The sequence below is a fragment of the Candidatus Poribacteria bacterium genome (genome assembly GCA_026706025.1).
In the GTDB taxonomy this organism is placed as follows: Bacteria; Poribacteria; WGA-4E; order WGA-4E; family WGA-3G; genus WGA-3G.
The window spans coordinates 70750-82656 of record JAPOZO010000088.1; the positions used below are offsets into that span (position 1 = coordinate 70750).

The following is an 11907-nucleotide window of genomic DNA, read 5'->3' on the forward strand; positions in this document are numbered from 1 at the left end:
CCATCCACTATAGTTCAGAGAAGCCTACGTAATCTGGAGGAAATGGAATTTGTCAACCGAACTTCTTAATGGCAGCCGCCTTGCGCAGCGTGTCCGGAGCCAGATCCGACGAAAACTCAAAAAACTTACATTTACCCCTGGCCTCGCTGTTGTGCAAGTCGGCGATGATCCGGCATCAACACTCTACATCAAACACAAACAACGCGATTGTGAGAAGGTTCATTTTCATTCCGAAGTCCACCGCCTACCAGCAGACATCACCCAAGAAACCCTCATCGAGCATATTGAAACCTTGAATGCACGACCGGATATCCACGGGATGTTAGTGCAAATGCCGCTGCCAGCGCATATAGATAAATCGGCAGTTATTGATACAATCATTCCGCACAAAGATGCAGACGGATTAAATCCGGTCAATTTAGGGAATCTCCTTATTAACCGCGAAGGGGTGACACCGTGTACGCCAACCGGTATCATTCGGCTTATTGAATTGACGGGTGAAAAGATTGAGGGTAAACATGCTGTCTGTATTGGTAGAAGTCCACTTGTCGGCAAACCGGTAGGATTGATGTTGTTAAATCGGAATGCAACGGTTACCTATTGCCACTCCCGAACAACAGATATCAAAGCAGAGGCACAAAAAGCGGACATTCTCGTCGTTGCCATCGGCAGCCCTGGATTCATCACTGCGGATATGGTGAAACCGGGGGCGATCGTCATTGATGTCGGTATTAATCATGTAAACGGACGGGCTATCGGTGACGTTCAATTTGAGGAAGTTAAAGAGGTAGCAGGGTTTATCACACCGGTCCCGGGGGGCGTCGGTCCTATGACGCGTGCGATGTTGTTAGAAAATACGCTGAAATTAGCGATTGGAGGCTAAAATATGGCATTTCCAGGATTTGAGTTGAAGGATAAGGTAATGTTAATCACTGGTTCCGGTAAAGGGATCGGCAGAGGCATAGCACTTGCGGCTGCACAGATGGGCGCGAAAGTCGTTTTGAATAGCCGCACCGCCTCTGATCTTGAGGAAGTCGCAAACGAAATTCGCGACAACGGTGGGGAGGCGGAACCGGTCGTGTTTGATGTTAGTGATCTGACCCAGGTCGCTCAAGGTGCACAAGCAGCGATCGACGTTTGGGGCAGAGTAGATGTGCTCGTTAATAACGCCGGGACTAACCGCCCGAAACCTGCGCTTGAACTAACCGAAGAGGATTGGGATGCCATCTACGATCTCAACCTCAAAGGTTTGTTCTTCTTAACGCAGACGCTTGTGAAACCGATGATAGCACGCGAAAACGGGAAGATTATCAATATATCATCAACGATGGGATTGGTCGGCGGCCCGCTGCGTACTGCCTATTCGGGAAGCAAGGGGGGCGTTGTGTTGTTAACCAAAGGCCTCGCTGTTGAATGGGCACCTCATAATGTCACTGTGAACGCTGTCGCACCAGCATTTACACGAACACCGCTTGCGGATGTTCTTCTGCAACGTAAGGAATTTTATGAAGATGTTGTCCGCCGTATTCCGATGGGACGTGTCGGTGAGGTGGACGAGGTCGTCGGCGCGGTGCTATTTTTAGCATCAGATGCCGCGAACTGGGTGACAGGGCAAACGATCGCAGTTGATGGTGGCTGGGTTGCGTGGTAATTCACGCCATCTGGCTCATTCACATTAATGCGATTCAAGCCTGCACCTAACTGTACAAACAGCGTCGTTAAGGTACGACGCTTGCTTTTAGGGGGATTTACGTGTAGTTCAATTTACCTTCACAGGGAAACCGATGAACGCTGCGCAAATCCTATCTTAAAAACGAATACCATTTCTAATTAAATACCTTTCGCTGTGCATGTAGCATAAACTTGCCTCACAGTGAAAGTTTGTGCCACCGCGGTCCCCTTCAGAAAAGTTGGGTATGCGATATTTCCTTTCAGAAATGGTAAAAGAAACAGATAGAGGAAACTCTATTCAGGAGAGAAATAAAAAATGAAACAATTTTTTGTGCTGGCAGGTATTGCCATAGTGCTTCTCAGTCATTTGGGGTGTTCTTCTGATGAAGAGCAGACACAAGTTGAGAACCCTGCGGTAATCGATGAAGCATCAGCATTTAGTGGCGCGCCGCTCTTAGGCGATATTGTCCTCGAAAATATGTATGAGGACGAAGCGCGACAACTAACGGATAAGACACCCGTTCAAATCGTCACAGTGCTTGAAGGAACAAACAGAATTACGCTTGAGGCACAGTTCCGTGGCGTTCGAGATTTAGGATTCGGGTTCCCACTCTACGAATTTGAATTGACAGATAAACTCGCTGAGTCAATAGGGGGTATTTCACAAGGTATGTCGGGAAGTCCGGTCGGTCCCCCAGGGCGCATTATGGGCGCGCTCGCTTATGGCACCAGTTTTGCCTCTGCACCATATCGGTTCTTGGCGACATCCATTGATGCAATGGAAAACGCAATTAACCACCAAACATTTGGTGAGATATTTGATGCGGAACGTGCTGCTGCTGCACCGGGTGGTATCCAAGCAGCATATACGCCTGTGAAAACGCCTCTCACGATCTCCGGGATACAACCGCACAGACTTGAACAACTTTCATCACATCTGGAAGGCTCTCACTTTGACTTTGTCCAATTGTTTGCCGATATTAATGATGCACCGGCAGCACCGCCAACGGTGACAACAAGACTCGCCGCTGGTGATATGATCGGTGTTGCAGTATCGACAGGTGATGTCGTCAACTCTATCGGTTTCGGTACGGTGACACAGGTTTACGACGACGGTACATTTATAGCGTTCGGCCATCCGATGATTTATGGCGGTCAATCGGCATTACCCGTCTATAGAGCCGTCACCAACGGTATTGTTACCAGCTTGGCGATATCTTTTAAATCTGTATCCGCTTACGGGAATCCAATCGGAACAATTACCAAAGACCTCCTGCCAGGAATCGTGGGTGAACTCGGTACGGTCCCATCAATGATTCCGGTAAAGGTTACTTACCAAGCAGGTAACGGTCCCGTAGTGGAAAAAAATCACAAGGTGGCCTATGGTCAGGAATTGTTCCTACCAATCGTTGCAGCCCTTACGATGGATTCCATCCGTCAGGAAATAAGTTCTTCCACAGTGGACGGGACTGTCACACTCCGTTTCAAAGAGACGGAAACCGTTTACACAGAATCGTTTCGGAGTGCCTCTCCGGCTGCGTTTATTGATGTGCTGCTAAACGTTGATCGGATTATCCACGCTTTCTCAGATACGCTCTCGAACAGCGCGGGGGAAGCTACGTTGACAGATGTGTCAATTTCTATCCATGACAAACCCCAAATTATGTTAGCGGAGCTGCATGAAGTTATCGTTCCTGAAGAGGGAATCACCCCTGGCGAAGATCTCACGGTTTCGGTCGTGCTACTTCCACACTGGAGTGCTGCAGGGAACGAACGGACAATCCAGCGAGAGGTCACGCTTGAGGTACCGGAGGATTTCCCTGCTGGTCCTGCGCTTCTTAGCGTTGCTTCTGAGAACCCGTTCGGTCCTCCCAATCCGTTCTTTGGACCCGATTTCTTTTTCTTTGGACCAGAGGAAGAACCTAAACCACTACCTGAGAATCTGGACGAACTCATCAAAAAGATGGAAGAAGAGCAGATTGACCCAAGCTTAATCACAATAACGCTTGAGTCGTTGGGACCGCCGCCAGGCGCGTTACCACCAGATCTTTTACCACCAGATCTTTTACCACCAGATCTTTTACCACCAGAAGGTCTACCGTTACCTGAAGATGGTGAAATGCCTGAAGACGATGAAGCACCTGAAGATGGTGAAATGCCTGAAGACGGTGAAGCACCTGAAGATGGTGAGATGCCTGAAGACGATGAAGCACCTGAAGACGGTGAGATGCCTGAAGATGGTGAAGCACCTGAAGACGGTGAGATGCCTGAAGATGGTGAGATGCCTGAAGATGGTGAAATGCCACCAGAGTTAATACTGCCTGAAGGTTTTCCACCATTAGGTGGATTACCATTCCCACCGGATTTCGGACCTGCACCGACTGTCGAAATCACAATTAATATCGACGGGTTTATTGTGATTGGTCTCAAAGATGCCTTCGTCACAATAGGAAGTGAAGAAATGGTAGATGGCATGCTTCCTGGAGAAATCGTTGATGGTATGCTACCAGAAGAAATTGGGGACCCCGTGGAACCGGTAGAACCTGCGGAGCCTGCGGAACCAGCGGAAGAGGAATAATTCCGAAGCCAACCGTAAGGACAGATCCCTGTGTCTGGCTCAATTCAATTGTCTGGGCAGGTTTTATGCTTGCCCAGACTTTTCACTTTCGCACTGTTACCTGTTTTTACCCATTTTCACATACAACCGACTCCCGTTGCACGTAACACCGCACTATATTAATAATCAAAGCGATATCATCCCGTGCAGATGCCAGTGAAGTATAGCACGTTTCACCTTCTGTTATGCATGCGTGGAAATGGCGCAATTCCCGAACAAAAGCACTTTCCCATTCAATAGCGGGGGTTTTGCTATAGGTCGTGCCATCGGTGTCTATTCCGTGTATCGTTACCTCTGACAGGATACCTCTCGAAAAGCCGGTAGGATATGAAACGATAACCCGTTTGTTATCGCCGTATATCTCCAAGGTCTCTTTAAAGTCCCACAGATCTGGTAAGTCTACCCATGTCGCGACACAGCGGGCACCGTTCGGATAGGCAAACACAATGCTCACCCCACGTCCATCAGACCAAACTTCCGCACTAATGACTTCGCTCGGTGAACCGAGCATAACCCGTAAACTGTAGATGTCGTGGATCATGCTGCCAGCAAGCAGGTAGAACACCCGTGCTGCCTTGTTTTCGACATCGCTTTCAAGTCCGGCTTGTGATAACACGTTCCCAATGGCTTCTGCTTGTGCTTTTTCACGCGCTGCGCCTGCTGGCTTAAATGCATCCGGTGACACATCGTTGAACCGTTCGACATCAAACTGGCTCAGGTGTAAACTGTTATTCGGATGGAGATGGTTAATTTGGACGAAGCGATAACTCTCCATCGTATCAACTTCGCGCTTAGCGAACTGGAAAGCCGGGTCATGCACCTTCATATAACCGGCTTGCGCGACCGTACCGGCTCTCTGTTGTGCATTTAGCATGGCATCCATCTCTTGCAATGAAAAGCAGACCGGTTTCTCAATAAAGACATGCTTCCCGGCTTCAAACGCGGCAAGGGCAACTTCCGTCTTAGGGTCACCGTGGCAGAGTAGAACGGCATCTACATCTGTTGCCAACAATTCGTTGTAATCTGTTACGAATTGCGGGACATGGAAACGCTTTGCCACTGCTTGTGCAGCACCGTGAGAAAGATCACAGACAATTGGCACCTCAAATTCGCGATGGAGCGCGGTAAGATTGGGGAGATGATGGACCTGCGCGATCGCGCCACACCCGATAACACCTATCCGTATACGACTCATAAATTCTAACCTCCGGTAGATAACGCTTTCTTATGCGTTTATCGTATCACGTACACGAAATAGATGCAATTCTTAGTTTTCAGTTTTCAGTTATCGGTTGTCAGTAACCGTCGCGATCGGGAGATCGTGCGTACAGGAAGAACGGAAGGATGGAAGGTGGGTGTAGAGGTTTGTGTCATGGAAAATTTGACAACAAACGCGAAATCCTACATAATAGAATAACAAAATCATCGGTAAGATGGAGGCTATAGATATGGACATGGCAATTATCCCGTGGGAAATGGTACTTCTGTGTGGTCTGTCTCTTTGTGTCGGATGGGGAATACGCGGAAACTTCGGACATGAATATGGTGCAGCACTTGCGGGAGCACTCGCTGCAATGGCAATCGTCTTGCTCTCAGGAAGAGAGGATTGGTGGCGACATGTCCACTACTTCGCGCTGTTCGGTGCAATCGGCTGGTCATTCGGCGGGAGCATGTCCTATATGATGGTTGTCGGGTACAGCCATTCGTCACACGCGTTGACTGTGTTTTACGGGTTTGCGAATCTCTTCGTTATCGGTTTTTTGTGGGCAGCTTTGGGTGGCGCGGGAACTGCGCTGCCTGCGTTTCTGACGCATACTCAGCTGTCTTTGTTGTTTACACCAATCGCTGCTGTGTTCATCGGTTGGTCGCTCCAAGCGGTAATTATCGATCGTGTTCTCGCACCAAAACGGATGCAACGGCACGAAAGTGCTCTCTACTGGTACGATACCGATTGGGTGGCAGCACTGGTCGCGATCCTCGCTGCACTCATCGTCGCGCTGTTCCGTGGGGGTTTGGATATGGGCACGAACCTCGTCCTATATCTGGGCATCAGTTGGTTCGGCGGGTTTTTGTTGCTCGTAAACGTTTGTCGCCTCCGTATGACACCGCCGCGTGGGGACAACTGGGCAGGTTGTGTCGGTATGGTTATCGGGATATTGGGGTACTGTTCGCGTTATGAACTCAGCGGTGTCGCTTTTGTTACGCTGATGACAGGTTTTGGCGGTGGTATTGCATTCTCATTTGGACAATTGCTGAAACTCATTTGCATCCGGACAGGACTCCAAACGAATTGGCATAGTGTCATGGAGCAGACGCAAGGCTTTTTATTCGGACTTGGGATTGCAATACCGTTCGGCCTCCTTCTCAATCGGGCACCACTTTTAGAAACCGCCTCGAATCTCCCACAGTGGACAGAAATATTAGCTGTGTTCTGCGTGCTGATTTTACTGACCTATGTCAATTATCGGAAGGCAGCAGGAACGTGGGTGGATTTGGTTGAGGGTTTACCCGAACGATTTTTCGGGCTGCCTGTTGTCGGGTGGTTCCGACACTCAAGAGGATGGATCGGATGGTTTGAACTTTTCTATATAGGCCTCGGTATCGCCTGTGTCGGACTTCTGTCAGTGCATTTCCGCGAGCCTCTCGCTTTCATTCCGACGAGTTGGTTAGGAAAAGGACAGCTGCTCTATTTTGTATTTATATGGTGGGTGGTTATTTTCAACTTTGAACGCGCTTTGGTCGGTTTCAGTCCGCACCGTCTGGTGACAGAAGGTGTGATTACGCTCAATGCGATTATCTGCACTGTGCTGATGGCATTGGGGCCACTATCTGTGCCGGAACAGACAGGGAGTCTCTTTTCCTTCACTGACTGGGTTTGGCAGACATTGATCTGGGGTATTGTCGCACTGGTTGGAACGACAGTCATTTTCTGGGGTATTAAGCATGTGCTCTACGGAAAAGAACACGCGCCCGGCGCGTCACTTCACATCCGTTTCGGACAGGATTCCAATGCCCCGAAGGCGAAACCGAAGGCGGGAGAACAACATCCGTAATGAGAGCCATCAGCAGTCAGCGATCAGAGGGCGAGGTGTTTTTGCAGACTGTAATTCTTCGTATGTGAAACTTTAGTCGTGTATGTGCCGTTGGCGATACACTTGTCCACCTTTAACAACGACAACCGGTTCCAATTTCTGCCTGCCTATTTTGGTTTCACCGCGCGCGTCCACCAACTGGAATTCACCTTCACGAAGTTCAAAGATTACCGCATCACCCCACGCATCAACAGCCAATGTCCCGACCTCTCCCGGCATCAATATAGTTTCGGCAGGGATACGCGTCACCTTGGCAAGTGCATCGTCGAGCGACATACCGAGATACAGGAATTTGTTAACGACATTCACGAGATCATAGACGGGACCGTTGACGTTATAGACATGCAGATCAGAGGAGATTGTCGTCGGTTCAACGCCTTGCGCCATCGCTTTCTGAACGACATCCCAACTAAAAGAACCCGCGCCGTGTCCGACATCAAAGATAACACCACGTTCAATCGCTGCGTGGACAGAGTCCCGAATCCTACCGTTTTCATCTAAAATACCGCACGGCATATCGTGGAAGCAGTGTGTCAGAATATCACGTTCACCCATGAGTGCCAATATATCGTCAATAGACTCGCACCAAGCATCTTGCGGATGAACCATGATAGGCAGCCCCGCAGCATCGGCGGCTTCACGTGCCCTCTGCAACGGCAACATCTGTGCCCTCGCACCGACAATGCTCTCACGCGTCAAGCGAACCTTGACTCCCAAAATGATGTCGCGATGTTGTTCTATCATTCGGCACGCCTTACCAACATCTGCATAATCGGGGTTTTCTAACTCCCCAATTTCCTCTGTGAGCATACCTTGCGATGAAATGTTCAATTGCGCGAGGATACGCGTGTCGCTGACATCAATGACATATTTACGGAACCCGGGAAACGTGTCAGCACCTGCTGAACCTGCATCCACAACCGTCGTCGCGCCGCGTGCTAAGCATGTCGGATCGGGTTCAATCCCGAAGTGGCTTACACCGTAGAAGACATGTACATGTAAGTCGATAAGACCGGGTGTGACGAAGCATCCTGATGCGTCAAGTACTTCCCTCGCTTCGGATGTCGGAATCTCATCACTCACAACCGAGACGCGTCCGTTCGCGAATGCCACATCTTTGCGTGCATGGATGCCCTGCGCGGGATCGACGACAGTACCATTTTTTATGATCAGTTCATAGTTCATGGGGAGTCCTCAGATAGACAATAGGCGCGCTTGCATGAAGATTAAAAGATTAATTCGGTAATTTCTTGGCAAAGTCCGGTGCGGTTGGGAAACCGCACCATAAGTGTCAATTTTAGAAAAAAGTTATGCCGTGAAGACCCCGGACCGGTAGATGCGGTTTGCAACCGCATCGGATACGACGCGAAAACCTTCAGACCCAGCGTTTACTAAACAGGGTTTCGACTAAACAAGAAAACGAAGACCCGGTTCGGATAACTCCGGTTCGGTTGCAAACCGAACCTACCGGGCCTGGGGAAAGGTGCTAAATTGACACCTATGGTGCGGTTGGGAAACCGCACCTACCGGACCTGGGGATTACTTAAACTTTGTTAATGTGTGCTTTGGCGATTTGTGACCGGACACCATCGTGCCATCAGTAGATAATCAAACAGTGCTGATTCCGCTTCGGGGGTGTCAATGCGCTTCAGGGCGTGGATCGTGTTGTCGCGAACATAGCGATCTTCGTCCCAAAGGGCTTTCGCAAGTACCGGCACTGCGTCGTTTGCGGCGGGTCCAATCTGTGCCAATGCCAATGCTGCTTCAAAGCGTGCTTGTTTGTCGTCATCATCCGCAACCATATCGGTTAGGTGCGGTACTGCAGGCGCGGCGGTTGCCCCGAGACTTCCAAAAGCTTCAGCGAGATAACGGCGGACTTCAGCGCATTCGTCTTTCGTGCGTTCCATCAACGCTGGAATAGCGGCTTCAGCCGAATCACCTATCTGTGCCAACGCATAGGCGGCTTCAATGCGAACGACATCCGCTGTGTGCTGTAATGCTTCACTCAAGGCGGGGACCGCAGGGGCACCGACTGCAGCGAGCGCGTAAGCTGCCATCCGTCGCGTGGGCCCGTTCTCATCACCTAACACCTCAATCAGTTGCGGAACAGACGGTTCGCCGATCGCGCCGAGTGCATAAGCGGCGTTCAAACGGACAGGTTCATAATCATCACGTAACGCTTGGATGAGATGCGGGACCCCCTCCGCAGCGGATTCACCTAACGCACCGAGTTCATCAGCGGCGCGGGAACGGACAAACGGATCGTCACCGCCTAACGCTGTGATAGAGTCTGTGAGGTTGCCATGGGTTGGTTGTGTTGCATCTCCGTTGGACTCGCCTGCCATCCAGTTCCAGATATGTCGCCACGTGCCTTGATGCGCTGGGGTCGCTGGGTTGATGTCTTCGGATGTCCACTGTGGATCCGTCACGTTCCACTCCGGTGCTTGGGGTGCGTCCATCCGGATGAATTGGAACTTCATCATATAGCGCGTTTTGTCTGTCTGGTTCGCCATGGCACGATGCCAGAGGTCAAAGTGGATAATCGTTAGGGTACCAGCCTCGCCACTGAGTGCTAATTCACCATCGTTGGCTTCGGTGATTCGGGTGCTGTAATACTGCGTTCCCGGTAGGACTGCTGAGGGTCCAATTTCGAGCGGTGAATCCTGCGGGTAGTAGAACGCCATCGCCCAACGCGGGCAGTGGTGACGCACCTTCTGATACCCCCAGTAACTATCTTTATGGAACCCCTGTCCATCACTGTGTGGACGGTTTTGATGCGGATGCCGATGGGAATGCATGACATAATTCTCGCCGAGAATACTTGTAAATGCGCCACGGACAGCGGGATCCTCAAAAACCGCTTGCAGTTCAGGGACACGCGGCAAGATGTTGTTCCCTAAATTCCCCTCTTTTTCGGTGTATTCCTGCGTTTTACGATAAATAGTCTCATGAAAACTGCGTGGCAGATCGGTTTTTATGGTGAGATGTCCATTCACAATAAAATCGCGCATCTGCGCATCGGTCAGTTTGTTGCTGTCGCTTAACTGTGGGTTCGCTTGCATGATCAAATCTCCCTTTTAGGGGTTGTCAGTTATCAGTTTTCAGTCATCAGAGGAACGGCTTTCGATTTCCATCGGTTTCCGTCAGCAATCAGGACATTTACATCAGGATCCGGAGAACCTTCCTACAGGAAAACTAAATCGTGTTCCTCTATTTTACCTGACACGAATTTATTTGTCATCTGTTTTATTATAGTTATCAGTTTTCAGTATTCCATGAAACAGAAATGTGATTCATCAAAGTACCTCTTAACCGAGTACTGAGTACTGAAAACTGCGTACTATTTGGTCTAAACTGTGAATTATGTGATCCAAGGATTGGGGATAGCGGGTGACAATTAGGACGGGAAGGATGAAATAAGGTATTGTCTGAATCGCGGATTATCGCGGATGACACGGATTTCGCGAATTTTAAGACATCTTTCTATCCAATGATCGTTTCTCTATCGCGGTTGAAACCCTTCTTACAAAAACATAAGAGCCGCCAATGTCAAAACTTTACACACCTTTGACTGATAGCCGACTGCTGATTGTTGACCGCCCTTTCCCAATTCCCTTCAAACGAGAAAGCACAGAGGCATTCAGTTTTCCATTCTTTGCTCTAATTTTCACCGAGACCCAGTAGGTACAGTTTTGCGGTGTACCATAGGTGTCTATTTAGGAAAAAACCACATCGTCCCGTAGGTGTTTTTGCTTGGGGTGTTTTTGATAGGGTATTTCTGCGTATTGCTTGGGGTCTTTGATAGGGGTATTTGATAGGGTGTTTCTGCGGATTTCTGCGGATTTCCCCAAGGTTGAACGGGGTTAAGAAAGCAGATGTTGGTCTGCCAATACCCTCGAATCCAACCTGTCGTCCTATACAGCCAAAAACGCAGTGAAACCCAACTTCAGACCCACAGGTGCCCATAAACCGCAAAGGTGTTGGGTTTCTCTCGGTTTTCTGTTTGGCGTGCCATCTCTGGAGAAGGCTTAGGCTTGGGTTAGTTTCCAGCATTTTAGAAATATCCGTTCAACCCAACCTACAGGAGAATACTAACGCTTTACACTTTTGACTTCTGAGCTGCGATTTCCCTGATTGCCATGATTCCCATGATAAGACAACCCATCACAAGAAAATGAATACTGAAAACCCAGGCATGACGACTCAGCAGTTCCGCAGGAACCTCCTCTCTGTAGAAACTTCAACACCACAATCAGCATCTTATTTTTCCTCAGATACCTTATTACAAAAATCACAAAAATCACAGAAATCACAGTTCAGACTTAATAAGACGGGAATGGCACGAAAAATCCCTAAATTGACACTTATGGTGCGGTTTCCTAACCGTACCGGTTTACAATGTCTCATTAACCCTAATATCCACTATAAGTAGAGTATTGGGGTTGGAAACCCTCCTACAAAAACCGGGAGTCGTTTCGGATTATAACTTGATTTATGAGCGGAAGTAACGTATAATTCAATCGTGCC

8 protein-coding genes are annotated in these 11907 nt (G+C 49.3%); 5 read left to right on the plus strand and 3 right to left on the minus strand.

All coding sequences use genetic code 11. From position 1 onward, the window contains the following. The first annotated feature begins 49 nt into the window (after window positions 1-49). The 3 genes from OXH00_22500 (at window position 50) to OXH00_22510 (ending at window position 4249) form a co-directional block, all read left to right on the plus strand. Window positions 50-883: a bifunctional 5,10-methylenetetrahydrofolate dehydrogenase/5,10-methenyltetrahydrofolate cyclohydrolase gene (locus tag OXH00_22500; GenBank protein ID MCY3743796.1), complete on the plus strand. Its 834-nt coding sequence runs from the start codon at window positions 50-52 to the stop codon at window positions 881-883. Window positions 884-886: 3 nt separating this feature from the next. Further along, on the plus strand, window positions 887-1651 hold the full coding sequence (locus OXH00_22505; GenBank protein ID MCY3743797.1) for an SDR family NAD(P)-dependent oxidoreductase: 765 nt from the start codon (window positions 887-889) through the stop codon (window positions 1649-1651). Window positions 1652-1987: 336 nt separating this feature from the next. Continuing rightward, window positions 1988-4249 (plus strand): hypothetical protein, encoded by a 2262-nt coding sequence (locus tag OXH00_22510; GenBank protein ID MCY3743798.1) that lies wholly within the window; start codon window positions 1988-1990, stop codon window positions 4247-4249. Window positions 4250-4355: 106 nt separating this feature from the next. On the opposite strand, the gene OXH00_22515 is transcribed toward OXH00_22510, so the two are convergent. Beyond that, window positions 4356-5483 (minus strand): Gfo/Idh/MocA family oxidoreductase, encoded by a 1128-nt coding sequence (locus OXH00_22515; GenBank protein MCY3743799.1) that lies wholly within the window; start codon window positions 5481-5483, stop codon window positions 4356-4358. A gap of 253 nt (window positions 5484-5736) precedes the next feature. Between OXH00_22515 and OXH00_22520 the strand changes: the two genes are divergently transcribed. Further along, the gene (locus tag OXH00_22520; protein MCY3743800.1) at window positions 5737-7341 is read left to right on the plus strand and encodes a hypothetical protein; all 1605 of its coding nucleotides are present in this window, start codon (window positions 5737-5739) and stop codon (window positions 7339-7341) included. Between the two features lie 72 nt (window positions 7342-7413). Here OXH00_22520 and OXH00_22525 read toward each other — a convergent pair whose 3' ends face one another. After that, the gene (locus OXH00_22525; GenBank protein ID MCY3743801.1) at window positions 7414-8565 is read right to left on the minus strand and encodes an amidohydrolase/deacetylase family metallohydrolase; all 1152 of its coding nucleotides are present in this window, start codon (window positions 8563-8565) and stop codon (window positions 7414-7416) included. 368 nt (window positions 8566-8933) lie between these two features. Beyond that, a complete protein-coding gene (locus OXH00_22530; GenBank protein ID MCY3743802.1) occupies window positions 8934-10442 on the minus strand; it encodes a HEAT repeat domain-containing protein in 1509 nt (502 codons plus the stop codon). Between the two features lie 484 nt (window positions 10443-10926). On the opposite strand from OXH00_22530, the gene OXH00_22535 reads away from it, so the two are divergent. Beyond that, window positions 10927-11064 (plus strand): hypothetical protein, encoded by a 138-nt coding sequence (locus OXH00_22535; GenBank protein ID MCY3743803.1) that lies wholly within the window; start codon window positions 10927-10929, stop codon window positions 11062-11064. The last annotated feature ends 843 nt before the right edge of the window (window positions 11065-11907 follow it).

Coding starts and splice junctions, on each gene's coding strand:
- OXH00_22505 (MCY3743797.1), top strand. CDS start 887: ATGGCATTTCCAGGATTTGAGTTGAAGGATAAGGTAATGTTAATCACT.
- OXH00_22510 (MCY3743798.1), top strand. CDS start 1,988: ATGAAACAATTTTTTGTGCTGGCAGGTATTGCCATAGTGCTTCTCAGT.
- OXH00_22515 (MCY3743799.1), bottom strand. CDS start 5,483: ATGAGTCGTATACGGATAGGTGTTATCGGGTGTGGCGCGATCGCGCAG.
- OXH00_22520 (MCY3743800.1), top strand. CDS start 5,737: ATGGACATGGCAATTATCCCGTGGGAAATGGTACTTCTGTGTGGTCTG.
- OXH00_22525 (MCY3743801.1), bottom strand. CDS start 8,565: ATGAACTATGAACTGATCATAAAAAATGGTACTGTCGTCGATCCCGCG.
- OXH00_22530 (MCY3743802.1), bottom strand. CDS start 10,442: ATGCAAGCGAACCCACAGTTAAGCGACAGCAACAAACTGACCGATGCG.
- OXH00_22535 (MCY3743803.1), top strand. CDS start 10,927: ATGTCAAAACTTTACACACCTTTGACTGATAGCCGACTGCTGATTGTT.